The sequence below is a fragment of the Bradyrhizobium sp. USDA 4503 genome (assembly GCF_054055815.1).
This window is the reverse complement of record NZ_JBSRXS010000001.1, coordinates 6,429,310-6,455,691: the sequence shown is the minus strand read 5'-3', so window position 1 is coordinate 6,455,691 and position 26,382 is coordinate 6,429,310. Positions and strand designations below refer to the sequence as shown.

The 26,382-nt window shown below is 64.9% G+C and carries 26 protein-coding genes; 11 read left to right on the top strand and 15 right to left on the bottom strand.

Annotated elements, in window-relative coordinates; translation table 11 throughout:
• The first annotated feature begins 140 nt into the window (after window positions 1-140).
• From ACVMIH_RS30650 to ACVMIH_RS30640, 3 genes are read left to right on the top strand one after another with little or no spacing between them, the layout of a single operon-like run.
• Window positions 141-332, top strand: a complete 192-nt coding sequence (locus ACVMIH_RS30650; protein WP_016847464.1) for a hypothetical protein — start codon at window positions 141-143, stop codon at window positions 330-332.
• A 25-nt stretch (window positions 333-357) separates the two neighbouring features.
• Window positions 358-570 (top strand): hypothetical protein, encoded by a 213-nt coding sequence (locus ACVMIH_RS30645; protein WP_016847463.1) that lies wholly within the window; start codon window positions 358-360, stop codon window positions 568-570.
• A gap of 51 nt (window positions 571-621) precedes the next feature.
• Window positions 622-840 (top strand): hypothetical protein, encoded by a 219-nt coding sequence (locus ACVMIH_RS30640; RefSeq protein WP_057016270.1) that lies wholly within the window; start codon window positions 622-624, stop codon window positions 838-840.
• A 114-nt stretch (window positions 841-954) separates the two neighbouring features.
• On the opposite strand, the gene ACVMIH_RS30635 is transcribed toward ACVMIH_RS30640, so the two are convergent.
• Window positions 955-1,824, bottom strand: coding sequence for a DUF6537 domain-containing protein (locus ACVMIH_RS30635; protein WP_082653713.1), 870 nt, complete (start codon window positions 1,822-1,824; stop codon window positions 955-957).
• Between the two features lie 29 nt (window positions 1,825-1,853).
• On the bottom strand, window positions 1,854-2,522 hold the full coding sequence (locus ACVMIH_RS30630) for a Crp/Fnr family transcriptional regulator (protein ID WP_016847460.1): 669 nt from the start codon (window positions 2,520-2,522) through the stop codon (window positions 1,854-1,856).
• 316 nt (window positions 2,523-2,838) lie between these two features.
• Here ACVMIH_RS30630 and ACVMIH_RS30625 point away from each other — a divergent pair, with 316 nt between their 5' ends.
• Both ACVMIH_RS30625 and ACVMIH_RS30620 read left to right on the top strand, forming a co-directional pair.
• Window positions 2,839-3,951: a cyclic nucleotide-gated ion channel gene (locus tag ACVMIH_RS30625; RefSeq protein WP_016847459.1), complete on the top strand. Its 1,113-nt coding sequence runs from the start codon at window positions 2,839-2,841 to the stop codon at window positions 3,949-3,951.
• 14 nt (window positions 3,952-3,965) lie between these two features.
• Window positions 3,966-4,751, top strand: coding sequence for an enoyl-CoA hydratase/isomerase family protein (locus ACVMIH_RS30620; protein ID WP_456864471.1), 786 nt, complete (start codon window positions 3,966-3,968; stop codon window positions 4,749-4,751).
• Window positions 4,752-4,950: 199 nt separating this feature from the next.
• On the opposite strand, the gene ACVMIH_RS30615 is transcribed toward ACVMIH_RS30620, so the two are convergent.
• Both ACVMIH_RS30615 and ACVMIH_RS30610 read right to left on the bottom strand, forming a co-directional pair.
• Window positions 4,951-5,385 (bottom strand): DUF6157 family protein, encoded by a 435-nt coding sequence (locus ACVMIH_RS30615; RefSeq protein ID WP_057016273.1) that lies wholly within the window; start codon window positions 5,383-5,385, stop codon window positions 4,951-4,953.
• 14 nt (window positions 5,386-5,399) lie between these two features.
• Window positions 5,400-6,047 (bottom strand): glutathione S-transferase family protein, encoded by a 648-nt coding sequence (locus ACVMIH_RS30610; protein WP_168857591.1) that lies wholly within the window; start codon window positions 6,045-6,047, stop codon window positions 5,400-5,402.
• A gap of 82 nt (window positions 6,048-6,129) precedes the next feature.
• Here ACVMIH_RS30610 and ACVMIH_RS30605 point away from each other — a divergent pair, with 82 nt between their 5' ends.
• On the top strand, window positions 6,130-7,128 hold the full coding sequence (locus tag ACVMIH_RS30605; RefSeq protein WP_456864468.1) for a helix-turn-helix transcriptional regulator: 999 nt from the start codon (window positions 6,130-6,132) through the stop codon (window positions 7,126-7,128).
• Between the two features lie 187 nt (window positions 7,129-7,315).
• Here the strand turns inward: ACVMIH_RS30605 and ACVMIH_RS30600 are convergent, their stop codons facing one another.
• The 10 genes from ACVMIH_RS30600 to ACVMIH_RS30555 all read right to left on the bottom strand — a co-directional run bounded on the left by ACVMIH_RS30600 (window position 7,316) and on the right by ACVMIH_RS30555 (window position 18,360).
• The gene (locus tag ACVMIH_RS30600) at window positions 7,316-8,479 is read right to left on the bottom strand and encodes an IS4 family transposase (protein WP_456864466.1); all 1,164 of its coding nucleotides are present in this window, start codon (window positions 8,477-8,479) and stop codon (window positions 7,316-7,318) included.
• A 144-nt stretch (window positions 8,480-8,623) separates the two neighbouring features.
• Window positions 8,624-9,034 carry a hypothetical protein gene (locus ACVMIH_RS30595; protein WP_057016276.1) on the bottom strand — a complete coding sequence of 137 codons (411 nt, stop codon included), beginning with the start codon at window positions 9,032-9,034 and terminating at the stop codon, window positions 8,624-8,626.
• Between the two features lie 75 nt (window positions 9,035-9,109).
• Window positions 9,110-9,823, bottom strand: a complete 714-nt coding sequence (locus tag ACVMIH_RS30590; RefSeq protein WP_168858638.1) for a nitroreductase — start codon at window positions 9,821-9,823, stop codon at window positions 9,110-9,112.
• A 98-nt stretch (window positions 9,824-9,921) separates the two neighbouring features.
• A complete protein-coding gene (locus ACVMIH_RS30585) occupies window positions 9,922-11,172 on the bottom strand; it encodes an acyl-CoA dehydrogenase (protein ID WP_057016278.1) in 1,251 nt (416 codons plus the stop codon).
• A 133-nt stretch (window positions 11,173-11,305) separates the two neighbouring features.
• The gene (locus ACVMIH_RS30580) at window positions 11,306-12,553 is read right to left on the bottom strand and encodes an acyl-CoA dehydrogenase (RefSeq protein ID WP_057016279.1); all 1,248 of its coding nucleotides are present in this window, start codon (window positions 12,551-12,553) and stop codon (window positions 11,306-11,308) included.
• A gap of 117 nt (window positions 12,554-12,670) precedes the next feature.
• Window positions 12,671-13,798, bottom strand: coding sequence for an acyl-CoA dehydrogenase family protein (locus ACVMIH_RS30575; RefSeq protein ID WP_076832544.1), 1,128 nt, complete (start codon window positions 13,796-13,798; stop codon window positions 12,671-12,673).
• 131 nt (window positions 13,799-13,929) lie between these two features.
• On the bottom strand, window positions 13,930-15,798 hold the full coding sequence (locus ACVMIH_RS30570; protein WP_456864464.1) for an AMP-binding protein: 1,869 nt from the start codon (window positions 15,796-15,798) through the stop codon (window positions 13,930-13,932).
• A gap of 41 nt (window positions 15,799-15,839) precedes the next feature.
• Window positions 15,840-16,646, bottom strand: a complete 807-nt coding sequence (locus ACVMIH_RS30565; protein WP_456864462.1) for an enoyl-CoA hydratase/isomerase family protein — start codon at window positions 16,644-16,646, stop codon at window positions 15,840-15,842.
• 180 nt (window positions 16,647-16,826) lie between these two features.
• Window positions 16,827-17,585: an SDR family NAD(P)-dependent oxidoreductase gene (locus tag ACVMIH_RS30560; protein WP_016847447.1), complete on the bottom strand. Its 759-nt coding sequence runs from the start codon at window positions 17,583-17,585 to the stop codon at window positions 16,827-16,829.
• 46 nt (window positions 17,586-17,631) lie between these two features.
• A complete protein-coding gene (locus ACVMIH_RS30555; RefSeq protein WP_076832549.1) occupies window positions 17,632-18,360 on the bottom strand; it encodes a TetR family transcriptional regulator in 729 nt (242 codons plus the stop codon).
• 111 nt (window positions 18,361-18,471) lie between these two features.
• Here ACVMIH_RS30555 and ACVMIH_RS30550 point away from each other — a divergent pair, with 111 nt between their 5' ends.
• Window positions 18,472-19,644 (top strand): acetyl-CoA C-acetyltransferase, encoded by a 1,173-nt coding sequence (locus ACVMIH_RS30550; RefSeq protein WP_456864460.1) that lies wholly within the window; start codon window positions 18,472-18,474, stop codon window positions 19,642-19,644.
• 180 nt (window positions 19,645-19,824) lie between these two features.
• Window positions 19,825-21,369 carry an acyl-CoA synthetase gene (locus ACVMIH_RS30545; RefSeq protein ID WP_456864458.1) on the top strand — a complete coding sequence of 515 codons (1,545 nt, stop codon included), beginning with the start codon at window positions 19,825-19,827 and terminating at the stop codon, window positions 21,367-21,369.
• Between the two features lie 217 nt (window positions 21,370-21,586).
• On the opposite strand, the gene ACVMIH_RS30540 is transcribed toward ACVMIH_RS30545, so the two are convergent.
• Window positions 21,587-22,093 carry a hypothetical protein gene (locus ACVMIH_RS30540; protein WP_229193324.1) on the bottom strand — a complete coding sequence of 169 codons (507 nt, stop codon included), beginning with the start codon at window positions 22,091-22,093 and terminating at the stop codon, window positions 21,587-21,589.
• A gap of 102 nt (window positions 22,094-22,195) precedes the next feature.
• On the opposite strand from ACVMIH_RS30540, the gene ACVMIH_RS30535 reads away from it, so the two are divergent.
• The 3 genes from ACVMIH_RS30535 (at window position 22,196) to ACVMIH_RS30525 (ending at window position 26,227) form a co-directional block, all read left to right on the top strand.
• Window positions 22,196-23,350, top strand: coding sequence for an alpha/beta fold hydrolase (locus ACVMIH_RS30535; protein WP_456864456.1), 1,155 nt, complete (start codon window positions 22,196-22,198; stop codon window positions 23,348-23,350).
• A gap of 178 nt (window positions 23,351-23,528) precedes the next feature.
• Window positions 23,529-24,500: an iron exporter MbfA gene (gene mbfA / locus ACVMIH_RS30530; RefSeq protein WP_057016287.1), complete on the top strand. Its 972-nt coding sequence runs from the start codon at window positions 23,529-23,531 to the stop codon at window positions 24,498-24,500.
• 254 nt (window positions 24,501-24,754) lie between these two features.
• Complete coding sequence (locus ACVMIH_RS30525; protein WP_057020070.1) at window positions 24,755-26,227, top strand: amidase; 1,473 nt, start codon at window positions 24,755-24,757, stop codon at window positions 26,225-26,227.
• Window positions 26,228-26,382 lie beyond the last annotated feature (155 nt).

Genomic DNA, 26,382 nt, shown 5'->3' with positions numbered 1-26,382 from the left:
GCGATCCCGGGTCGCGATCTCAGGTCCCGATTTTGGGTCGCAATTTCCGGCGCGCGTTTTTTCAATTCGACCGATGTCATGGGTTAACGACGGCATCCGGGGAACAAGCCTAGTATTGCTGGTTCCAGCTCGGAGACGGCATGATCAAGAAGAAGCGCAACAGGTCGCGGCCTCCCGGATCGTTCGAAAACCGCTTGCAAAAATTCGCCGAAGATTCGCGCATTGCGGCACGCAAGCTGCCGCCGGGACGGGAACGCGAAATGCTGATGAAGAAGGCCAGACAGACCGAGACTGTGATGGAAGTCAGCGAATGGCTGACGTTCCGCAAGTAGCCGCGAGTCTCAAAGGAGAGCTGCGATGATCGAGGAACGGTTTGACTCACGCACGCTCTTCGCCATGAACGTTGCGCTCGATCGCGTTTGCGCAGACGCACCTCACGGCGAGGAACATGACACCCGCCGCCGCGTTGCCCGATACATCATCAAATGCGCCAAGAGCGGCAGGACGACGCTTTCCGAGCTGACCGAAGCCGGACGGCAGGCGTTGGCCAAGGCCACCGCCGCGGCGTGAAAACCGGCGTAAGTGCCTGTTGCCCTCGGCCCTCAGCAGAGGCAGCTACGCATGCGCATTGCAATCAGTATCGGCCTGCTGGCCTTTTTGGCCGCCGTCGGCGCCTACGCCTATGAAGGCCTGACCGTGGATGCTCCGGTGCCGACCTACGGCATCGTGGTGTTTACGATCGGCATTGCGCTTCTGGCCGCGGTCTGCATCGGCCTGATGGGCCTGTTGTTTTATTCCAGCCGTCGCGGCTATGACGAGCCGCCGCACATCAAGCAGTAGATAGCTTCGGCAGATTCCCGCTGCATTGCGAGCGAAGCGAAGCAATCCACAGCGCCGCAAGCGGGGAACTGGATTGCTTCGTCGCTTCGCTCCTCGCAATGACGGCGAAGGTTCTTACGACACCGCCGGCGCCCGAGCGCGGATCTCCGCGATCTTGCGCTTCAGCGCTGCCTGCCGCGGATCGGGCATGGTGGCAGCGCGCGCTTCCGCAATGGCGCCGGCAAGGTCGGGGAGCACGAGCACGCCGTCGAAGGTCGGCTTGGCGAGCCCGTCGATGATCACGTGCCAGTCCGCGATGCCCTGGCGGTAGGGATCGCCGTAACCCTGGATCATGGTCGCGGTCTGCACGACCGCCGGGGCGGCGCTCGGCTGCTTGGTCAGGCTGCGGTCGATCATGTGCAGCCAGCGCTCGACCCAGACGCGCTCCCTGGCATAGCGTCCCGAGAACAGCCGCCAGCGCTTCAGGCCCGCTTCGATCCTGAGCCGGCGAACGCTGAAGCGGTTGTTCGCGCTGAAGCGGATCGAGACCCGGCGACGCCGCCAGCCGAACTGATCCAGCACGCCGAGCACCGGATCGGCGACCACCGCCGGCAGGGCGTCGATCAACTCGTCAAGGCGAAACTTCTTGACGTCGTCGGCCGAGCGCGCCGCAAGGCCGCCCACCGCACTGACTTCGCCAAGCTTGAGCTGCGCGATGCGGATCGCGTCCTCATAGGCCATGCGCTCCGCCATCAGGCGGGCGATCTCGGCAAGCAGGGCGTCGTCAACGCCGCGGCGGCCGACGAAGCGCTTGAGCCGGTCGATATAGAGCTGGGCGTAGCTCGTGCTCTGATAGGCGATCAACAGATCGATGGCCTTGGTGACGGCCGGCCCGAGATGGTCCGGGCAGGCGTCGGGCAGCACCGGCGGCCCCTCGTCCTCATCGCCGATGATATCGGCAAAGAGGTAACGGAGCGAAGCCAGGAGACCGTCGTCATCCGCCACTGCGGCGCCTCCAGAACTCGTCACGGGGCTCATGCAGGTTTGGGCTCCGCGACCTGTGGGGTGGCGTGCTGCGCGAGCTGCTGCTCGAGCGTCGAGATATTCTGGAACAGGCGGGCGCTGGCGAGGCGCAGGAAGTAGAAGCCGAACGCCGGGTTCTGGACGTAGAGCTGCTCGACCTGGTCATAGGTCACCGACAGCACCATGCCGGTCTCGACGCACTCCAGCGTCTGGGTTCGCGTGTTCGACGGCGACAGCATGCCGAACTCGCCGACGAGGGCGCCGACCGGCAGCTCGATGCCGGATTCGACCAGGCGGAAGCGGCCACTGACAATGTAGAACATGCTGTCGGCCTTCTCGTCCTTGTAGAACAGGACTTCGCCCGCGGTGCATTTGCGTTCCGTCGTGAACGGCTTCAGCCATTCCATCGACAGATCGCTGTTGACCGATTTCTTCACGTTGCGGACCAGTTGCAGCATCTGGTGCAGCCGATAGGTGTTCACCGGCAGCAGCACGGCATGCAGGATCAGCGTCGCGTAATTGTGGGTCGGGACGGCGGTCGCGATCAGGATGATGTTGGTCAGGATGGCGAAGACGCGCAACGGGATCATGGTCCGCATCGACAGCGTGGCAACCACGAAGATCGATGCGAAGAAACTGCCGGCGGCGCCTGCGTGCTCCGCGAGATGTGAGGTATCCATCGGAACCAACCAATTTCTCAAGAAGTGAATAAGATCGCCTTATTAGTCGCTTCATTCCGGCCAAGGTCGCATCGGCGACCAGCATCCCTGATATACGGGGAAAAAGCGACGTTTTGTCCGATTTCTCACATTCGCGGGCGCAAAATCGGGCCAACATGGTTAGGCCTTTCGTCCAACTGATGGGTCTTTCACCGCGATCATCCCGCCACGGCCCGCGCGTTGACGGCCTCAACCGGGAGAGGCACGTTGTGACATCGGCTCTGCCGTTCGCAGGGCCTCAATTCCAGCAATTCATCGACAGGCAAGCTCCGTTCCGATGTCCAAGCGGCTCGTCCTTCCGGCCCTGACGCGCTTCGTTTCCGCCACCGCCGGCCGCAACATGACCACGGCGGCCTATGTCGCCGTCGCGGCCGGTGTCGCCATGATGACGCTGCTGACGGTCGCGCCGGCCCATGACGCGGCGCCGCGCTGGGTGGATGCGCTGCTGTGGGCCTGCCTTGCCTATTTCGTATTCGAATGGCTGGTGCGGCTGCGCCACATGGGCCGGCAGGGCAAATTCTGGTTCTACGCGCTGTCCAGCGCCGGCGTGGTCGACGCGATCGGCGCGCTGGCCGTGCCGGTGGCCTTGCTGTCCGGAGTCGAGCCGAAAACCGCCTGGCTGCTCGGCGTGCTCTGGGTGCTCAAGGTGGTGCCGGGCATTCCCGGCCTGCGCCAGCTCCGGCGCGTGCTGGTGGTGGAATCCGGGCCGCTGCTCAGCGTGCTCGTGATCTTCCTGATGGTGGTGTTCCTGGCCTCCGTTGCGGAATATTTCCTGGAGCGGGACGTCCAGCCGCAGACCTTCGGCAGCGTGCCGGCGGCGCTGTGGTGGGCGGTGGTGACGCTGACCACGACCGGCTACGGCGACGTGGTGCCGATCACCCCGCTCGGCCGCGTGGTCGCCGCCATGGTGATGATCTCGGGCCTCGGCGTGTTCGGGCTGTGGACCGGTATCCTGGCGACCGGTTTTGCCGCCGAAACCCGCCGCGACAATTTCTTGAGAACCTGGGAGACCGTCAGCAAGGTGCCGTTCTTCGCGCATCTCGGCCCGGCCGCGATCGCCGACGTCACCCAAATGCTGCGGACCATGGACCTGCCGCCGCGCACCATGATCATCCGCAAGGACACCAATGGCGACTGCATGTATTTCGTCGCCGCCGGCGAGGTCGAGGTCGACCTGCCCGGGCGCAAGGTGAAGCTTGGCGAAGGCGAGTTCTTCGGCGAGATGGCGTTGCTCGGCAACGCCAAGCGCGGCGCCAGCGTCTCGACCAGCAAGGTGACCAGGTTGTTGGTGCTTGACCTGGTCGATTTCCGCCTGTTGATGGCAAGGCATCCCGATCTCGCCGAGACCATCGACGCCGAGGCCAAGCGGCGCGAACGTGAGAATCAATAATGATGGAGACCAAGATGGCTGACGCGGCCGACACCGCCAGCGGACCCGTGCTCGAAATCGCGGGCGCACGCGCAACGATCCGCCTCAACCGGCCGAAGCATCTCAACCGCCTGCAGGCCGAGGACCTCGGCGAGCTGCTGACATTGTTCGACCGGATCGAGGCCGATCCCGCGATCCGCGTGCTGGTGCTGACCGGAACCGGCCGCGCGTTCTCCGCCGGCTACGACCTCAACTCCGTCGCCGAGCGCGCGGTGAGCGCCAGCGAGCAGCAGAGCGCGGGTTCGGCGTTCGAGGTCGTGGTCAACCGCCTCGAGGATCTCAGCGTGCCGACGATCTGCCGGCTCAATGGCGGGGTCTATGGCGGCTCGACCGACCTCGCGCTCGCCTGCGACTTCCGCATCGGCGTCGATACCGCCGAGATGTTCATGCCGGCGGCACGGCTCGGGCTGCACTATTACAAGAGCGGCATCCAGCGCTACGTCACGCGGCTCGGCGTCGACAACGCCAGGATGCTGTTCCTGACCGCGCAGAAGATATCGGCGCCGGAGATGCTGCGGATCGGCTATCTCTCCGCGATGGTATCGCTCGATCTGCTCGACGAGGAAGTCGACAAGCTCGCGACGATTTTGGCGGGCAACGCGCCCAAGGCGATGGCCGGCATGAAGCGCGCAATCAACGAATTCGCCCGCGGCGCACTGGATGAAGCCGCCGCCGACGCCCGCCACCGCGACAGCATGCGCGGCGACGAGATCAAGGAAGGCATCAAGGCCTTCGCCGAGAAGCGGGCGCCGCGGTTTTAGCGATTGGTCGCACGGCACACTCCCTTCACCCTCCCCTGGAGGGGGAGGGTCGGGTCACATGGAGCGCAGCGGAATGTGAGACGGGGTGGGGTGATCTCTCAGCACGAACGGTGCCCGAGTGGAGAGATCACCCCACCTCGGTTCGCATTGCATGCGAACCGATCCTCCCCCTCCAGGGGAGGATGAGAGCAGTGCCTCTTCACGCCCGCTTCGACCGCATCGCGCGGACCTGCGCGATGTCAGGATCCGCGGCGAGTGCCTGGTAGCGCTTGCTGTCGACGGCGTAGAGCGCGATGCGGCCCTCGGCGTCGGCATGGACGCCCCAGCCGAAACGCTTGCCGAGCGGCGAGGCGCGCATGCAGGCCTGGCCGCGCGAGAAGAACGTCTCGCGGGCGAGGCTGCGCGCCTTCTTCGCTGCTTTCGCATCGAGCACGCGGCCGGCCGCCGACGTCGCGAACACCACATCGTCGGAGGTGTACTTGTAGGGCGCGCCCGCGATCATCCGGTATTGCAGCACGGCAACCGTCGGCTGGCCGCCGCGCAACTGCGGCTCCTCGCCGCGCTGCGCCGGGCAGTCCTCCGCGACGCGGATCAGGGTGTTGAAGCAGTTGGTGCTGTGCAGGACTTTCGCCATCGGCCCGATCCGTATCACACCCCGGCGGCCGCGGCATGCTGCGCCGCCATCTCGTCGTCGGCCTTCGATATCCGCTGGAAGGCCGGGCGCGCGGCGATGCGCTCGGCATGGCGGACGAACACGTCCCTTTTCGGCACGATGCCGAACATCATGGTCCAAGAGAGCGCGATGCCCCAGAGGATGTCGGCCGCCGTGATCTCTTCGCCGAGCAGATAGGGCCCCTTTGCCAGCTGCGATTCCAACGCGCCCAGCATGGTGTCGTAATCGGCATAGGGCGACTGCGTGATCGGCGCGGGCTCGCGCTTCATGAAATGGTCGATCACGGCCGGCTCGAACGATGCGCCGTAATAGGCGATCCAGCGCAGATACGGGCCGCGGCGCGGATCGTTCAGCGCCGGCGTCAGGCCGGCCTGCGGAAACAGATCGGCGAGATAGATGAAGATCGCGACCTGCTCGGTGACCAGCGCGTCACCATGGCGGATCGCCGGCACCTTGCCGAGCGGATTGATGGCGAGATAGGCGTCCTTGCGCTGCTCGCCGGCCTTCATGTTCAGGACGTGCAGGTTATACGGCGCGCCGAGTTCCTCCAGCAGCACGCGGGTGCCGGTGGCGCGGCTTTGCGGCGAATAATACAGCGTGACGCGGTCGGTGGTGGTGGTCATGGCGGGTCTCCTTGCGCCGTCGGGGGCATGGCCTCCTTATGTCCGCCTATACCTGACATCTTGTGTCAGGTATGATCCAGCCATGCGCGCGAGCCGGCTGTTTTCCATCCTCACCACCCTGCAGGCGCGGGGGCAGGTCACCGCGCCCGAGCTTGCGGAGGCCTGCGAGGTTTCGGTGCGCACGATCTACCGCGACATCGACGCGCTCGCCGCCGCCGGCGTTCCCGTCTATGCCGACCGCGGTGCCGAGGGCGGCTATCGCCTGCTCGACGGCTATCGCGTCCGGCTCAACGGCCTGTCGCAGGGCGAGGCCGAGGCGCTGTTCATGGCCGGTCTCCCGGGGCCCGCCGCCGCGCTCGGCCTCGATGCCGCGATGGTGGCGGCGCAGACCAAGCTGATGGCGGCGCTGCCGGAGAACCTGCGGCCCAACGCGCGAGGGATGCAGCAGCGCTTCCATCTCGACGCGCCCGGCTGGTTCGGCGAGACCGAGGAGCCGGAGCATCTGCGCGCCATCGCCGGCGCCGTGCTGCGCGAGACCATGCTCGAGATCCGCTACCAGAGCTGGAAAGCCGAGAAGCGGCGGCGCGTGGCGCCGCTCGGCCTCGTGCTAAAGGGCGGCAGCTGGTATCTCGCCGGCCTCGTCGACGGCAATGTGCGCACCTACCGCGTCGCGCGCGTGCTGGATTGCACCGTGCTGGAGACGCCGTTCGCGCGGCCGGCGGAGTTCGACCTCGCCGCCTATTGGGGCGCCTCGATCGAGCGGCTGGAGGCCGAGCTGCATCCGAACGAGGCCACGGTGCGGCTGTCGCCGCTCGGGCTGAAACTGTTCGATGCGCTTGCGCATCCTTACGTGAAGGCGCGGATGCGGCTCACTGATGGCACCGACGCCGACGGCTGGCGGCTCGCCACCATGCCGGTCGGCAAGACGGTGTGGCATGCGGCGACCGAATTGCTGCGGCTCGGCGCCGAGGCCGAAGTGGTCGCGCCGTTAGAGTTGCGCGAGAAGATGGCCGAGCTGACGAGCGCGATGGCCGCGCGCTATGCCGACGCGCCAGCCCGCCGCGCGGTGGCGGGACGCTGAAGCGTAATGAGATTGGGTTGAATGGAGCCGCAGGAGCAGTGCGCTCCCTCGCCCCGTTCTTACGGGGTGAGGGGGCTGTCTCCGCGCATACGGTGATAGCTGCGCTTGCTGAGACTCCCCTCACCCGGAACGCATCTAACGATGCGTTCCGACCTCTCCCCGCGCGCGCAGGGGTGTCCGGGGAAATTCAGGCATAGCGGAGCTCCATCTGGTCAGGTGAGATGGTTGATTTCCGACGGCTGGGGTTGATGGGCGGAGGTTTGTCGATGGCAGCGAGGGATCGACGCGTGAGCAGGAGCTGGCCGACGAGTTCGGCGAACCTGAGCGGGAGCATTTTGATGCAGTTGGTGTGAGCGGCGATGCGCAGCAGCAGGTAGGCAATCATCGCAGCGAGCACCTGAAGGCGGATCGCGTTGTCGTTGGCGCCGAGGAACTTGCGAATATCGAGATGCTGCTTGATCCAGCGGAACAGCAGCTCGATTTGCCATCGGCTCTTGTAGAGGGCGGCGATCTCGACGGCGCTACGGGCAAGGTCGTTGGTCAGGAGTGTGATCTTGCCGCCTTTCTCGCGTCTGATCTTGATGCGGCGGAGCGGGATTGGAAGGCGCGAATCGCCCTTGCTGGTGAGCTTCACCTCGTCATCGGCAAGGATTTCGAAGCCATCCCCGTTACGCTTGCGGATGGCGCGATGCCTGAGCGAGCGAAGACGGATGCTCGTCTTCGCCCGGGTAACGAAGAAAGCCTTGCTATCATTGATCTTCTGCCACCAGTCGAAACGGCAATAGCCCTTGTCAAACACATAGGTGGTGGCGGGCTGGATTGGGGTCTGTCGGCCGATCTCGATGTCATTGACGTTCGCGGCCGTCATCTCGACGCAGGTCGGGACATCGCTCCTTGGGTCGTAGACGACATGCAGCTTCATGCCGCGGATGCGGCCGTTCCACGTCGCCCAACTGCAGACCTTGCCGAGCGGGATCGGACTGGCGTCGATCAGACGCACCATCTCCATGCCTTCACTCCGCAGCTGGCGACGCGCCATCGCCGACAGCGCCGCAAAGGTTTGCGCGAAAATGCCGATCGGACGGCGGGCATTGGCATCGGACAACGTCGAGCGCGACAGCTTGCCGGTTCCCAAGTGATAGTGATGCTGCGAATTGGCGTTGAAGCCAGTCACCACCCCGCGCAGACTGCTGTGGCCGCTAAGCTGGGCATAGATCAGCGCCACCAGATGATCCCAGCTCCTGAACGACTTGTCGTAGGCATCCCCGTCCAGACGATCCACAACCGTCTGAAACTGCCGTCGATTGATCGGTTCAAGCAGCCTTCCAAAAATGCTACCGCGATATCGCATGCTCGGCCCTCTGTGTCTCGACAACCAGAAAAGACCGATTTGCCTCGGTCCTGCCGAGCATGCACCGCGACACAGTGAATCATTCCCCGGACACCCCTGCCGCGCGCGGGGCGAGGTGGAGCAGAGTCTGCGGTTCGCTGCTTGCTAGTAGCGGCTGTCGGAGCTGATCACGAAGCGGTCGAAAAAATTGACCGGCAGGATCTCGAACCGCTCCAGCGTCAGCGTAATCCCGGTCACGAAGTCGACGCCCTTGATCGTGCCCTCAAGATCGATCCGCCGGCCGCGACGCAGGCCGCGGGTTTCCGGATGTTGCTCGATGTCGATATAGGCATAGATCGGATTGTCGAGCCGCGAATGGCGATGCCAGCCGCGTTGCAGGAAGCTGAATTGCAGCACCGAGCCCGCGCCCCAGTCGATCGCGTCGAAGAAGCGGGTCTTCCAGGCAACGCCCTGTCCCAGGTAATGCGCGGCGATGAACGCGTCGCGCTCGAGTGCAGGCAGACGGTGCAGCTGCCAGCTGATCTCAGCCGGCGTCAGGGAGGCGTTATTCGCCATTTTTGTTCTTGTCGTTTCTTTGTAGCTTTTCTTGTCCTCGGCGGGGAGTGAACCGACCTTCCCGCCTTGAGGAAATTATACATCGACGAATGTGACAGTGTCTTCCACGGTCGCGCGCGACGTGCGGTAGCTATTCACCTTTTGCGCGTGATCCGCATAGCCGAACGAGATACCGCAGACAACCCGGCGATCGTCGGCCAGGTTGAAATGACGACGGATCAGCCCGGAATGGCGCGCGATCGCCGCCTGCGGGATGGTGCCGAGCCCGAGCGCCTGCGCCGCCAGCATGAAGTTCGAGACATAGCCGCCGCAGTCGATCGCACCATAGATGCCGAGCGGCTCATTGGTGTGGATCACGGCAATGTGCGGCGCGCCGAAGAAATTGTAGTTCTCCAGCGCCTGTTTTGCATAGGCCGCCTTGTCGCCGCGCGCGATGCCGAGCGTGTTGTAGAGCTGGAAACCGCTTTCGCGGCGGCGCTCCAGATAGACCCCGACATATTCGCGCGGCGGCGTGAAGTCGTAATCCTCGCCGAGGCCGCGCGACGCCTCGGCATAGATCGCCTTGCGAAACCGCTCCTTGGCCTCGCCGGAGACGATCAGCACCTGCCAAGGCTGGCTGTTGCACCAGGATGCGGTGCGCTGCGCGGTCGACACAATGTGCTCGATGACCTCGCGCGGCACCTCGCGCGGCTGGAACGCGCGCACCGAGTAGCGCTCGTTGAGCAATTCCTCGAGCGCGCCGATACGGTCCTCGGTCGCGTAGCGCGGGTTCGGTGTCTTCGCGTCCATGATATATCCTCTTTTTTCGTCATTCCGGGGCACGCGAAGCGTGAATCCGGAATCTCGAGATTCCGGGTTCGATGCTTCGCATCGCCCCGGAATGACGACTAACCACCCCGCCCCTTGGTCGGGATCTTGTTGTAGGGCACATCCTTGTCGACGCGAATGTCGCCGGGCAGGCCCAGCACGCGCTCGGCGATGATGTTGCGCAGGATCTCGTCGGTGCCGCCGGCGATGCGCATCGAGGGCGACGACAGCAGCATCTGCTGGAACTGGCCGTTGGCCTGCTCCTCATCGGTGCCGGTGAGGCTGCCCGCCGCGCCTTCAAGGTCCATCGCATAGGTCGCGATATCCTGCAGCATCAGGCCGGAGACGAGCTTGCCGATGGAGTTTTCCGGGCCCGGTCGCTCGCCCTTCGACAGCGCCGAGATGGCGCGGTAGCTGGTGTATTTCAGCCCGCTCGCCTTCACCGCCCAGCTCGCAAGTCGGGAGCGCACCGCCGGATCGTCGATCGCAAGACCGTCCTCCAGCATCAAATTGGAGCAGAACTCGAACATCTCGGGCACGCCGGTGGCGAGCCGCGCGCCGATCGACATGCGCTCGTTCATCAGCGTGGTCAGCGACACGCTCCAGCCCTCGCCGACCGCCCCTAACCGCTGGCTGTCCGGGATTACGACGTCGGTGAAATAGACCTCGTTGAACTCCTGCATGCCGTTGGCCTGCTTGATCGGCCGCACCTCGACGCCGGGGCTCTTCATGTCGAGGAAGAACATCGTGAGGCCCTTGTGCTTCGGGACATTCGGATCGGTGCGCGCGATCAGGAGGCCGTAGTCGGAGTAATGCGCGCCTGACGTCCAGATCTTCTGGCCGTTGACGACCCAATTGTCGCCTTTCTTCTCGGCGCGGGTGCGCAGCCCCGCGACGTCGGAGCCGGCCGACGGCTCGGAGAACAGCTGGCACCAGATCTCCTCGCCGGAGGCGAGCTTCGGCAGATAGCGGCGCTTGGCATCCTCGCTGCCCCAGGCCATCACGGTCGGGCCGCACATGCCCTCGCCGATCTGGAACGGCTGGGTCAATTTGCCGTAGACGCCCTCTTCCTGCTGCCAGATCACGCGCTCGATCGGGGTGGCGCCGCGGCCGCCATATTCCTTCGGCCAGTGCAAGCAGGCCCAGCCGCCCTCGGCCTTCTTCTTCTGCCAAGCCTTGCCGACCTCGACCATGTCGTGCCTGGCGAGCCTGATACGGCCGAGCGACGACTTCGAGAGCTCCTCTTCGAACTCCTTCGGCGCATTGGCCGCGATCCAGTTGCGGGCGATGGCGCGGAACTCGGCTTCCTGCGGCGTGTCATCGAAATTCATGGCGGCTCCTTTTCTTTGTCATTCCGGGGCGCGCGCAGCGCGAACCTCAGATGCGCGGTTGCGCATCGGGGAATCTAGAAGTTATGTCGCTCGAGTTCCGGGTTCGCCGCTTCGCGCCGCCCCGGAACGACGGTTAAGCTCTTCCCTTGGTCGGGATCTTGTTGAAGGGGACGTCCTTGTCGACCCTGATGTCGCCGGGCAGGCCCAGCACGCGTTCGGCGATGATGTTGCGCATGATCTCGTCGGTGCCACCCTCGACGCGGGTGCCCGGCGCGCGCAGCAGCATCGCCTGGAATTTGCCGGCGACCTCGGCATCCTCAATCCCGTTCAGCGCGCCGGCCGCGCCCTGCAGATCGAGCGCATAGGTCGCGACGTCCTGGATCATCGAGCCGGCGACCAGCTTGCCGATCGAATTCTCCGGTCCCGGACGCTCGCCCTTCGACAGCGCCGAGATCGCGCGCATGCTGGTGTATTTCAGCCCGCTCGCCTTCACGGCCCAGTTGGCGAGCTTGGAGCGCACCGCGCGGTTCTCGATCGCGGGGCCGTCCTCCAGCATCAGGCTGTTGCAGAAGTCGAACAGCTCGGGAAAGCCGGTGGCGACACCGGCGCCGATCGACATCCGCTCGTTCATCAGCGTGGTCAGCGACACGTTCCAGCCGTCATTGACATTGCCGAGCCGCTGCGAGTCCGGAATGCGCACGTCGGTGAAATAGACCTCGTTGAAGTCGGAGGCGCCGCTCGCCTGCTTGATCGGCCTGACCTCGACGCCCGGGCTCTTCATGTCCAGGAAGAACATGGTGAGGCCCTTGTGCTTGGGCACGGTCGGGTCGGTGCGGGTGAGCAAGATGCCGTAGTCGGAATAATGCGCGCCCGAGGTCCAGATCTTCTGGCCGTTGATCACCCACTCGTCGCCATGCTTCTCGGCGCGGGTGCGCAGGCCGGCGACGTCGGAGCCGCCGGCCGGCTCGGAGAACAGCTGGCACCAGATCTTCTCGCCGGAGGCAAGCGGCGGCAGATGTTTGCGCTTCTGCTCCTCGCCGGCGAACGCCATCATGGTCGGGCCGCACATGCCGTGGCCGATGATGAACATCGAGCTAAGGCGGCCGAACGGGCCCTCCTCCTGCTGCCAGATCACGCGCTCGATCGGCGACGAGCCGCGGCCGCCATACTCCTTCGGCCAGTGCAGGCAGGCCCAGCCGGCATCGGCCTTCTTCTTCTGCCAGGCCTTCGCGACCTCGAGAATGTTGGCGCCCTTGAGCGCAACACGGCCGAGCGAGGCCTTGCGCAGCTCGTCCTCATGTTGCTTCGGTGCATTGGCCGCGATCCAGGCTTTCGCCTCGGCGCGGAATGCGGCCTCCTGTGGGGTATCATCGAAATTCATGGTGGCTTTCTTTCCGTCATTCCGGGGCGATGCGCAGCATCGAACCCGGAATCTCGATTCCCAACCTCCGGATTCCGGGTTCGCGCAACGCGCGCCCCGGAATGACGAATCGTATCGTTACGCCGCGTTCTTCTTGCGCATGCGGTCGATCAGCGCGTCTTCCCAATAGGACAGGCTGCCGAGACCGAGCGCCACCGCGTTGGCGCGGCGGTAGTACATGTGGCAGTCGAACTCCCAGGTGAAGCCCATGCCGCCATGCACCTGGATGTTGTTCTTGGCGCAATGCTGGAATGCCTGCGTCGCGCTGATGCGCGCAGCGGCGGCGGCTTCCGGCAATTCGCCGGCATTGGTCGAGAGCGCCCAGGCGCCGTAGTAGCAATTTGAGCGCGCCAGCGTCGCCGACACATACATGTCGGCCAGCATGTGCTTGACCGCCTGGAACGAGCCGATCGGCCGGCCAAAGGCAATACGATCAAGCGCATAGTCGCGGCCCATCTCCAGCGCGCGGTCGGCGCCGCCGACCTGCTCGAATGCCGTCAACACGGCCGCGCGATCCAGCACCTGGGAGATGACGCTCCAGCCCTCGCCGGTAGCGCCGAGCGGCTCGGCCTTCGCATCCTTGAAGGTGAATTCGGCCTGGCCGCGGGTCAGGTCGATGTTGGTGAGCGACTTGACCTCGACGCCGCCGGCCTTGAGATCGACGATGAACAGGGAAATATCGGACTCGCGTCCGCTCGAGCCGGTGCGCGCGGCGACAACGGCGAAATCGGCGATCGCGCCATCCGGCACCGGCTTCTTGACGCCGTTGAGCACGCCGCCATTGGCCGTGAGCTTGATCGCTTTCGGCGACGGGTTGCCCTTGCCTTCGAACAGCGCCAGCGTGCCGATGGCTTCGCCCGCGGCGATCTTCGGCAGCCACTTCTGCTTCTGCGCGTCGCTGCCTGCGATCAGGATCGCTTCGGCGGCGAGATAGACGGTGGAGGAAAACGGCACCGGCGCCAGCGCGCGGCCCATTTCCTCCGCGATCACGCAGAGCTCGAGATGGCCGGCGCCCGCACCGCCGAACTGTTCCGGGATCGCAACGCCAAGGAAGCCCATCTCGGCGAGGCCCTTCCACAGCGCCTTGTCGTAAGGCGCCTTGCCGTCGAGCACCTCGCGCACGGCTTTCGGCGGGCACTGTTCGCTGAGGAATTTCCGCGCCTCGTCGCGCATCTGCTTCTGTTCGTCGGAGAAATCGAAATTCATGGCGCTTACCTTTTCTTGCTGTCATTCCGGGGCGATGCGCAGCATCGAACCCGGAATCTCGACGTAAGGAACCTCTGGATTCCGGGTTCACGCTTCGCGCGCCCCGAAATGACGCGTTTGCTTTCGTAGGATCAGTTCAAGATGATCACGTCGTCGCCGGGCTTGCCGGCATACAGCTTCTCGACCAGTGCGGCGCGGCGTTCGAGGCCGGCGCGCTGGTTGATGTAGCCCTTGTCGGTGAGCTCGTTGCCGTCGATCGACGGCGGCTCGACCATCAGCATCGCACGCGCGATACGCATGCTGCTGCCGGTGGTGGACGCATTGTGCGCCTGCAAACCCTTCTTCAGGCAGGCAAGCACTTCGGGATGCCGGATCACGTCCTCGTAGCTGGCATCGGCATTGCCGACGAGCTGGCGGCAGGCGTGCAGGTTCGGCCAGCACAGCAGGCCGATGAACTCACGGTCCTGCCCCGCAACCAGCGCGTCATGCACGACCGGCGTCGCGGCTGATATCGCATCGGTGCGCAACGAGCCGACATGCACGAACGTGCCGGTGGTCAGCTTGAAATCCTCGACCACCCGGCCGGCAAAGATGATGCCTTGCAGCGGATCTTCGGGATCGACGAACACGCCGGCATCGCCGATGCAGTAGAAGCCTTCCTCGTCGAACATCTTGGCCGTGAGGTCCGCCTGGCCGAAATAGCCTGGCGTGACGTTGACGCCGCGCAGCCGCAATTCATATTTCGAGCCGCACGGCACCATCTTCAGCTCGACGCCAGGGAACGGCAGGCCGATCAGGCCGACGCGCTCGGTGTCCCAATAGGTGCCGGTCGAGGTCGGCGCGGTCTCGGTCGAGCCCCAACCGGTGTAGAACACGATGCGCTCGCCCGTGGTCTTCACCGCCAGCGCCTGCATGCGGTCATAGAGATCGTCGGGCAGCCGGGCGCCGCCATAGGCCATGATCGAGAGGTTCTTGAAGAAGCTCGCGCACAGCGCCTCGTCCTTCTCCATCGCGGCGGCGAGCGCCGCATAGCCGGCCGGCACGTTGGCGTAATAGGTCGGCGACACCTCGCGCAGGTTCCTGATGGTCTCCTCGAGCTGGCCCGGCATCGGCCGGCCGTCGTCGATATAGAGCGTGCCGCCATCGACCAGCACCGGATTGAACGCGGCGTTGCCGCCCATGGTGTGATTCCACGGCATCCAGTCGAGCACCGTCGCGATCGGTCCCTCCGTTTCACGCGGGCGCACCTGCATCATCATCGCCGCGTTGGCACACATCATCTCCTGGGTGTTGATGACGGCCTTGGGCATGCCGGTCGAGCCCGAGGTGAACAGCAGCTTGCCGACGGTCCTGGGCGCGATCTTCGCGATGGACTCACCGACCGCAGCCGTCACCGGCGTTGCCGCAAGGTCGGCAAAGGCCGCGCTCTTGATCCCCTCGCAGGGACGCAAGACGTGGACTACCGTGATGCCGGTGAGATCGATCGCCTTCAGCGCCTTCTCGAAGGTCGGGCCGTCCTGCACCATCACGACGGCCGGCTTGATCAGGTTGAACAGGTATTTAAGCTTGAGATGATCCTGGCTCATCAGCGAATAGGCCGGCGACACCGGCGCGGCCGGCAGCCGCGCCTGCATCGCGGCCTGCGTCATCAGCGCGTGCTCGATCGAATTGCCTGACAGGATCGCGACGGGCCGGCCGTCGCCGACGCCGAGATCGAGCAGGCCTTGCGTCAGCGCATCGACGGTGCGCTTGGCTTCGCCATAGGAGACCTTGCGCCATTGCCGGTCGGGACCACCGCGTTGCGCGAGCCAGATCCGCTCCGGCGCCTGCGCCGCCCATTTGGCGAGATAGGCCGGAATATGCGTCTCGTAGGCCTGGAGCGGAATCCGCGACTTCAGGACGACGGTGCCGTCACCGCGCCGCTCGACCGCGATGTCACGTGCGAGCCAATCTACCTTGCGAAAGGCAGGTTTCGTCAGCATCGCCGCGTCTCCATCCATTTTGCGTCTCCCGGAATTCTTGTCCTTTTGAGGATCTGTTCTCAGCGCCTGATATAGACAGGCTTTCGTTTCTCGAGAAAGGCCCTGATGCCTTCCTGGAAATCTTCCGAGCGGCTGCACAGCACCTGATTGCGATCTTCCATCGCGATCACGGCCTCGATCGAGCCGGCATCGACGCTCATGTTGATGCATTCCTTCGAGAGGCGGAGACCGACCGGCGAGGCCGTCATCATTGCCTCGACATAAGGATTGGCCGCCGCATCAAGATCGGTGGCCTCGACCACCTCGGACACCAGGCCGACCGCAAGCGCGCGGTCGGCATGGATGAAGCGCCCGGTGAGGATCAATTCGGACGCAACCGACACACCGACGAGGCGCGGCAGGAAATAGCTGGTGCCGATATCGCAGCCGCCGAGACCGAGCTTGATGAAGGCGCAATTCATCCGCGCGTTCTTCGCCGCGATGCGGATGTCGGCGGCAAGCGCCAGCGCGAAGCCGCCGCCGGCGGCCGCGCCCTGCACCAGCGCGATGATCGGCTGCGGAGCGCGCCGCATCAGCATCACGATGTCGGCGATGCGCCGCTGCGAGTCCAGCGACTCCGTGATGCCGGGCGGCTCGGTCTGTCCACCACGGCGCGCCATCGCGTGCTTGAGATCGAGCCCGGCGCAGAAATTCGCACCGGCGCCCTTCAGCACCACGACGCGGGTGTCGCGATTGCGCTGCAGGCCCTGGAAATAGACGTTGAGCGCGTCGATCAGCGAAGGGTCGAGTGCGTTGAGGCTCTCGGGGCGATTGAGCGTGACCCAATCGACCCCGTCGTGATGTTCGATCAGCAGCGGCTGAGACACGCGCATGGTCCTCCCGACCGTCGTCCCGGCCAAGCGAAGCGCGAGCCGGGACCCATAACCACAGGCTTTTGTTGTTTTGCGCGGTGTCTGCCAGCTTGCCTGTTACAGACGCCGCGGAGTATGGGTCCCGGCTCCAGCGCGCAATTGCGCGCAAGGCCGGGACGACAGCGGAATTCGCCGTTAGCGCGGCGCCATGCGGATGGCGCCGTCGAGGCGGATGGTTTCGCCGTTGAGCATCGGGTTCTCGACGATGTGGACCGCGAGATTGCCGTATTCCGAGGCATCGCCGAGGCGGGCCGGATGCGGCACCTGGGCGCCGAGGCTCTTACGCGCTTCCTCGTTCAGACCCATCAACAGCGGCGTCAGGAACAGGCCCGGCGCGATGGTGTTGACGCGGATCTTCAGGCTGGCGAGGTCGCGCGCGGCCGGCAGCGTGAGGCCGACGACGCCGCCCTTCGAGGCGGAATAGGCGATCTGGCCGATCTGGCCTTCATAGGCCGCGACCGATGCGGTGTTGATCGCGACGCCGCGCTCCTCGCCGATCGGGGCTTCGGTCGCCAGCCGCTCGGCGAACAGGCGCAGCACGTTGAAGGTGCCGATCAAATTGACGTTGATGATGCGGACGAACTTCGCCAGCGGATAGACGCCGTCCTTGCCGACGATGCGCTGCGAGCCGCCGATGCCGGCGCAGTTCATCAGCACGCGCGCGATGCCGTGCGCGGCCTCGGCCTTGGCGATCGCAGCCTTGATCGCGTCCTCGTCGGTGACGTCGGCATGCAGCGCGACGCCCTTCACCTCGGCGGCGACTTTCTCAGCGTTTTCCTTGTTCTGGTCGATCACGCCGATCTTGGCGCCCTTGGCGGCCATGGCGCGCGCGGTTGCGGCACCAAGGCCGGAGCCACCGCCGGTGATGAGAACGGCAACGTCTTTCAACTGCATGGATACAACCTTTCCTTGGGCGTTTCTTCTCTAGACTCGAACCTTGTTATCCGGCGGCGACTGCTGCCGTTTCCTTATCGGGATTGAGCACGCCGCCGAAGATCAAGGCTTCCATGTGCTTGATGTAATCGCGGCAGACCTCGTCGGTGACCGGACCGACGCCGACCGCGCGCGACATCGCGTGGCGGCCGAAGAACAGATGATCGCAGGCGCCGATCAGGCTGGTGTAGAACAGCACCGGATCGATCTTGCGGAATTCACCGGCCTTGATGCCTTCTGCGAGCAGCCGGCGGTGAAAATCCAAAAGCGGCGCGACGAAGAATTTCGACACCTCGTTCGCAGCGGCAGGCGAGCTCTCGTGCAGGAGATAATGGATCAGCCGGTTCATATAGGGGAACTGGTGATAGGCGCGGATGATGCCGCCGATATGCAGCCGCAATTTTGCGGACGGCGTGATCGGTTGGCTGATGAGATATTCGAGTTGCGATATCTCGGTGGCGGCGTCGCGCGCCAGCAGCGCCAACAACAACCCGTCCTTGTTGCCGAAATGATATTTCACCAGCGCGGCGTTGACGCCCGACTTCTGCGCGATGTCGGACAACGAGACCTCGATCGAGGCGCGCTCGATCATCAGCTCACTGGCCGCAACCAAAAGCTTGTCGGCGGTGGCATTTTTGCCGGCCGGAAGTTTCGTCGGTACGCTGGTATTCAACTGCGCTCTGGTCCCGCTCTGTGTCAGGGGTCGACGGTAAATCGAGGCCGCACATAAGCCCATGGCGGGGCCGCACTCAAGAGTTAATTGATTGATTGACTAAATGCTGAGCCACCCCTTAAATCCGGCCCAACTTTCAGACCGCCCAATCCGGAAACATCAGGGAGATCAGACATGGCCGAGGCATATATCGTCGCCGCCGCTCGCACCGCGGGCGGCCGCAAGGGAGGACGCCTCGCCGGCTGGCATCCGGCCGATCTGGCCGCGACCGTGCTCGATGCGCTGGTCGAGCGCACCGGCGCCGACCCGGCGCAGGTCGAGGACGTGATCATGGGCTGCGTGATGCAGACCGGCGAACAGTCCACCAACATCGCGCGCAACGCGGTGATGGCCTCGAAGCTGCCGGAGAGCGTGCCAGCCACCTCGATCGACCGCCAGTGCGGTTCCTCGCAGCAGGCGCTGCACTTCGCGGCGCAGGCGGTGATGTCTGGCACGATGGACTGCGTGATCGCCGCCGGCGTGGAATCGATGACCCGCGTGCCGATGGGCCTCGCCTCCTCGCTGCCCGCCAAGAACGGCTTCGGCCACTACAAGAGCCCGGGCATCGAGGCGAAGTATCCCAACATCGTGTTCAGCCAGTTCACCGGCGCGGAGATGATGGCCGAGAAGTACGGCCTGTCGAAGGACGAGCTCGACGAATACTCCTATAACAGCCATCAGCGCGCGATCGCGGCCACGCAAGCCGGCCACTTCAAGGACGAGATCGTGCCGGTCATGATCACCCGCGCCGACGGCTCGACCGATACCCATCACATCGACGAAGGCATCCGCTTCGACGCCAGCCTCGACGGCATCAAGGGCGTCAAGCTGATCGCCGAGAACGGCAAGCTCACCGCGGCGAGCGCCAGCCAGATCTGCGACGGCGCCTCCGGCGTCATGGTCGTCAACGAGAAGGGCCTGAAGGCGCTCGGCGTCAAGCCGATGGCGCGCATCCATCACCTCACCATGATGGGCGGCGACCCCGTGATCATGCTGGAAGCGCCGCTGCCGGCAACCCAGCGCGCGCTGCAGAAGGCCGGCATGAAGATTGACGACATTGATCTCTTCGAGGTCAACGAGGCCTTCGCCTCGGTGCCGACCGCTTGGCTGAAGACCACCGGCGCCGATCCGGCCCGGCTCAACGTCAACGGCGGCGCGATCGCGCTCGGCCATCCGCTCGGCGGCAGCGGCACCAAGCTGATGACGACGCTGCTGCATGCCCTCAAGCAGCGCAACAAGCGCTACGGCCTGCAGACCATGTGCGAAGGCGGCGGCATGGCCAATGTGACGATTGTCGAGCGGCTGTAAGGAAAGTCCGCATCAGCGGCCACAACAATGATGTCGTCCCGGCGTAGGCCGGGACCCATAACCACAGCCGTTTGTGGTTAGGCGCGGCTGGGGCCACAACTCAGTCCAACAAGAAAAATTGGTGGTTATGGGTCCCCGCGTTCGCGGGGACGACCACTATTGATGCTCCGAGGAAACACAATGACCCATCCGTCGGTCCACGCGCGCACCCATCCGAACAAGATCGCCTATCAGATGGCGGCGTCCGGCAAGGCCATCACCTATCGCGAGCTCGACGAGCTTTCGAACCAGGGCGCGCATCTGTTCCGCTCGCTCGGCCTGAAGGCCGGTGACCACATCGCGCTGCTGATGGAAAACCGGCTCGCATTCATGGAGATCTGCTGGGCAGCGCAGCGCTCGGGTCTCTATTACACGGCGATCAGCCGCTATCTGACGGAAGAAGAGATCGCCTACATCATCAAGGACTGCGGCGCGAAGGTGTTCATCACCACCCCGCAGTGCGCCGACAAGGCGAAGGGCCTGATCAAGGGCGAAGCGGGCGAGCCGCTGTTCTACATGATGGACGAGCCCTCACCGGGCTTCCGCTCCTACGACAAGGAAGCCGGCGCGCAGCCGACCACGCCGGTTGCCGACGAGGTCGCCGGCTACGACATGATGTATTCCTCCGGCACCACCGGCCGACCCAAGGGCATCAAGAAGCAGTTCGAGGGCAACCGGATCGACGTGCCGAACCCGTTCCTGCGCATTCTCACCGCCGACATGTGCGGCATGAATGCCGACAGCATCTATCTGTCGCCGGCGCCGCTCTATCACGCGGCCCCGCTGCGCTTCAACATGATGGCCACCGTGCTCGGAGGCACCTCCGTCATCATGGAGCATTTCGACGCCGAGGAATTTCTGAAGCAGGTCGAGAAGCACAAGGTGACGCAGTCGCAGCTGGTGCCGACCATGTTCGTGCGCATGCTGAAGCTGCCCGACGAAGTGCGCGCACGCTACAAGGTCTCGTCGCTGAAAGGCGCGATCCACGCCGCGGCGCCCTGCCCGGTCGACGTCAAGGCCAAGATGATCGAATGGTGGGGACCGATCCTGATCGAGTATTACGCCGGCTCCGAAGGCAATGGCGTCACGGTCTCGACCTCGCAGCAATGGCTGACCCACCGCGGCACGGTCGGCCGCGCGGTGGTCGGCAAGGTCAAGATCCTCGACGAGAACGACGAGGAAGCGCCGACCGGCCAGATCGGTCAGGTCTTTTTCGCCGACGCGCCGGCGTTCTCCTATCACAACGATCCGGAGAAGACGAAGAAGGCCTACAACACCAAGGGCTGGTCGACGCTCGGCGATGTCGGCTACCTCGACGAAGAGGGCTTCCTCTATCTGACCGACCGCAAGAGCTACATGATCATCTCCGGCGGCGTGAACATCTATCCGCAGGAGACCGAGGACGTCCTGATCACGCATCCGGCGGTGTCCGACGTCGCGGTGTTCGGCGTGCCGAACGAGGAGATGGGCGAAGAGGTCAAGGCCGTGGTGCAGCCGCACGACATCACCAGGGCCGGCAAGGAGCTCGAGGCCGAGCTGATCGCGTTCTGCCGGCAGCATCTGTCGCCGATCAAATGCCCCAAGAGCATCGACTTCGAGCAAGAGCTGCCGCGCACGCCGACCGGCAAACTGGTGAAGCGCCATCTGCGCGACCGCTATTGGCCGAAGGTGCCTGCCAGGCCGTGACCGCGGTTCGCCGCTCCCCGGAGGGGCCGTCGTCGCGCCGCGGCCAAAATATCGAAAACAACCCCATGCAAAGGAGCTGGCGGCTGCCCGCGTTCGACAAGGCAGCTTGACACGTCGGGCAACTCAGAGATAGATTTCCAATATTCCGAAATAGTGCAAACGGTCCGGGGAGGATGAAGAGCGCACGCGGGACGCCGCTTGCGCGCACCCCGCCGACCTACAACTCCGCCGCCGGTTCGCACGCGGCAGACGCCGCGGCGCGCAGATGCAGTTGGCCGTGCTTGCCATTTGCCGTGGTGGTCCACTGCGCATCGATCTGCTGAAAATCCTCCGACAGCTTGCCGCGGTGGCTGCCCTCGGTCTCGAACGATCCACTGTCGTCGGGCGACCGCTCAAACAGCTCGACCTCGAGATCGGACAGCCGGATGAACATCTGCACGCCGATCTTGGTTACGTGACCGCCGACCTCGTATGACCCGCAGCCGCGCGCTTCCGCGTTCTGCTCGTTCAGCGCTTGCACCTTGTCGAAGGTGATGACGAGGTGCTGCACCGTCGTGTCACCGTCCCACAGGAATTCGCCGATATAGGCGTGCGGCAGTCTTTCGGTCAGTTGCTTGATGTCGGCGGCACGCACGGCCGATGCCAGCATCAAGCTTGCGGCCACGACCGTCAGACCGAGGCGCGACATCGAGCCGGTCAGCTCTGCAATCCTGGCGTGGCGCATGCGGTATGCATCCCCTGGGCAAAGTTGCTATCGTGAAACAATGGCCGCCAGCATACAGCGAAATGCGCTGGTTGTGCGGCGATGCCAAACAGGTGATCTCCGATGCCAGCCCTCCCCGACATCCCGCTGCCCTCCACCATCCGCTCGCGTTATGTCGACGGGATCAACGGCCTGCGCATGCATGTGCTGGAAGCGGGCTTCGAAACATCCGGCCGGCCCTGCCTGTTGCTGCTGCACGGCTTTCCGGAGCTGGCGTTCTCCTGGCGCAAGGTGATGCCGAAGCTCGCCGCCGCCGGCTATCATGTGATCGCGCCGGACCAGCGCGGCTATGGCCGCACATCAGGCTGGAGTGCGGAGTATGACGGCGATCTTGCGTCATTCCGCCTGCCCAATCTGGTGCGCGATGCGCTCGGGCTGGTCGCTGCGTTCGGCTACAAGCACGTCGATGCGGTGATCGGGCACGATTTCGGCTCGTCGGTTGCGGCGTGGTGCGCACTGATCCGGCCCGACGTGTTCCGCGCGGTGGTGATGATGAGCGCGCCGTTTTCGGGGCCGCCGTCGCTGCCGTTCAACACCGCGAGCGCGCCGACAAAGCCAGCGACCGACGACCCCATGCATCGCGAGCTCGCCGCGCTGCCGCGGCCGCGCAAGCACTACCAATGGTACTATTCGACGCGCCCGGCCAGTGACGACATGCATCGCGCGCCGCAGGGCGTGCACGACTTCCTGCGTGCCTATTACCACCACAAAAGCGCGGACTGGAAAGACAACAAGCCGTATCCGCTGCAATCCTGGTCGGCAGGCGAACTGGCAAAACTGCCGACCTATTACGTGATGGATATCGCCAAGGACATGGCCGCGACCGTCGCCGAGGAGATGCCGTCACGCGAGGCGATCGCCGCCAACACGTGGCTGCCGGATAGCGAGCTCGCATATTACAGCGCCGAATATCAGCGGACCGGATTCCAGGGCGGGCTGCAATGGTATCGCTGCGGCACCTCGGGGGCGTTCGTCCCGGAGCTACAGACCTGGAGCGGCCGCACGATCGACCAGCCGTCGGCCTTCATTTCGGGCAAACAGGATTGGGGCACCTATCAGCGGCCTGGCGTGTTCGAGGCGATGCAGACGAAAGCCTGCACCAACATGATCGGCTGTCATCTGGTCGACGGTGCCGGCCACTGGGTGCAGCAGGAGCAGCCCGATGAGGTGAGCCGGCTGCTGCTCACATTCCTGCGAGACGCCGGCGCACAGCGCTAGATTCCCGTTCGGCCGTCGCGTCGCATCCCGTTGATCTCAGGCGTTTTCTTCGCTCAACCCGCGCGGCTTGCCGGTGCTGCAACAGCGAATCCGGGCCGATCCGGATTTGACCCGGCGCCGGTGCAACCCTATAGTTTAGAACTATTCTAATTTTAAACTCTGTGAACAAGGCGTTGCCGTGAAGAACTTTGCCGATCTGACCGAGCGCGAGGTGCTGGCGGTCGCGATCGCCTCCGAGGAGGAGGACAGCCGCATCTACATGACGTTCGCGGAGGATCTCGCCGGGCGCTATCCCGATACCGCCAAGATTTTCGAGGAGATGGCCGAGGAGGAGCGCGGCCATCGCCACCGACTGCTGGAAACCTACGAGCAGCGCTTCGGGGCGCATCTGCCGCCGATCCGGCGCGAGGACGTCAAAGGCTTCCTGCGCCGCCGCCCGATCTGGCTCACCAAGAACCTGCCGCTCGACACCATCCGCAAGGAAGTCGAGACCATGGAGTTGGAAGCCGAGCGCTTCTATGCCAAAGCCGCCGAGAAGGCCGAGGATGTCGGCGTGCGGCGGCTGCTCGGCGATCTCGCCGAGGAGGAGAAGGGCCACGAGAAGCTCGCGGTGAAGCTGACCGGCGAGATCCTCAAGCCGGACGTGCGCGCCGAGGAAGACCGCACGCGGCGGCGGATGTTCGTGCTGCAATATGTGCAGCCGGGTCTCGCCGGATTGATGGACGGCTCGGTCTCGACCCTGGCGCCGCTGTTCGCCGCCGCCTTCGCAACGCATCACAACTGGCAAACCTTCCTGGTCGGGCTTGCCGCCTCGATCGGCGCCGGCATCAGCATGGGCTTTGCCGAGGCGCTGTCCGACGACGGCTCGCTGACCGGCCGCGGCTCGCCCTGGCTGCGCGGCCTGACCTGCGGCTTGATGACGACGCTCGGCGGGCTCGGCCACACCATTCCCTATCTGGTGCCCGATGCCTGGCCGAACGCATTCTGGATCGCGACCGCGATCGCCGGGATCGTGGTGTTCTTCGAATTGTGGGCGATCGCCTTCATCCGCGCGCGCTACATGGACACGCCGTTCCTGCAGGCGGTATTCCAGATCGTGCTCGGCGGCGCGATCGTGCTCGCGGTCGGCATCCTGATCGGCGCGGCGTAGCAACGGTTCAATTCTCCCTCTCCCCGTTCTTACGGGGAGGGTTGGGGTGAGGGGCCATATCCACACGTGACGCAAGTCGACGTACCTGTACCCCCTCACCCGCCGCGCAAGCGCGCGGCGACCTCTCCCCGCAAGCGGGGCGAGGTAGAGCAGAGCAATTCCGATCAAACACGGCGACAACGTCACGGCTACAGCGCTTGCGGGCGGCAGCCAAACTGCCCATCATCGCGCCAACAACAAACCGGGAGCACGCCGTGGCCAAATCGCAATACAGCTTCAAGACCGCCGTCGAATTGTCGAAGGCGCTGCGCAACAAGCAGGTCTCGGCAGTTGAGCTCGCACAGGACGCGATCGGCCGCATCGAGCGCCACGACGGCAAGGTCAACGCGGTCTGCGTGCGCGACTTCGAGCGCGGCCTCGCCGCTGCGCGCGCTGCGGATGCCGCGATCGCGCGCGGCGAGCACAGGCCGCTGCTCGGCATCCCCATGACGGTGAAGGAATCCTTCAACGTCGCCGGCTTGCCGACGACCTGGGGCTTCCTGCCGCAAAAGGATTTTGTCCCGACCGAGGACGCGCTGTCGATTCAGCGCGTGAAGGACGCCGGCGGCGTCATCCTCGGCAAGACCAACGTGCCGGTCGGGCTCGCCGACTGGCAGAGCTACAACGAGATCTACGGCACCACCAACAATCCCTACGACCTCGGCCGCACGCCGGGCGGCTCCTCCGGCGGATCGTCGGCGGCGCTCGCCGCGGGCTATGGCGCGCTGTCGCTCGGCTCGGACATCGGCGGCTCGCTGCGCGTGCCGGCGTTTCATTGCGGCGTCTATGCGCACAAGCCGACCTTCGCGCTGCTGCCGTCGCGCGGCCACACCGCGCCGCCGGCACCGCCCATCATCTATGAGCGCGACCTTGCGGTAACCGGCCCGATGGCCCGCGGCGCGGCCGACCTGTCGCTGCTGCTCGACGTGATGGCCGCTCCCGATCCGCTCGATGCCGGCAAGGCCTATCGCCTCGACCTGCCGGCGGCGCGCCACGCCAGCCTGAAGGATTTCCGGATCCTCGTGATCGACACCGATTCGGTGTTGCCGACCGACAAGGCGGTTCGCGGCAGCATCGACAAGCTCGCGAGCCACCTCGACAAGGCCGGCGCCAAGATATCGCGGTCGAGCCCGCTGCTGCCGGATTTCGCGGCGTCCTCGCGGCTCTATATGCGGATGTTGCTGTCGTTCCTCGCCGCGACCTTCCCGCCGGAGGTCTATGCCGGCGCCTGCGCGGCAGCGGCCGCGCTGCCCGCCGGCGACAACAGCCTGCAGGCCGAACGGCTGCGCGGCATCGCGCTCAGCCACCGCGACTGGGTACAGGCGACAGTCGCCCGCTCGCGGCTGCGCGCGCAATGGCGCGAGCTGTTCAAATCGTTCGACGCGGTGATCTGCCCGATCATGCCGACGCCGGCCTATCCGCACGATCATGAGCCCGACCAGGAGCAGCGGCGGATATTGATCGACGGCGAGCCCTACATCTACACCGACCAGCTCGCCTGGCCCGGCATCGCGACCCTGCCCGGCCTGCCTTCGACCGCGATCCCGACCGGCTTTGCGCCCGACGGATTGCCGGTCGGCGCGCAGATCGTCGGCCCCTGGCTCGAGGACCGCACGCCGCTCAAGCTCGCCGAGCTGATCGAGCGCGAATTCGGCGGCTTCGTGCCGCCGAAGATGTTCGATGATTGATCAGCGGTCATTGCAGAGCGACGAAGGGCACCTAACTCTATCGCCGTCACCCTGAGGAGCGCGCCGTTGCGCGCGTCTCGAAGGGTCGACGGCCACCGGCCGGGCCGTGCATCCTTCGAGACGCCGCTTCGCGGCTCCTCAGGATGACGGTATCG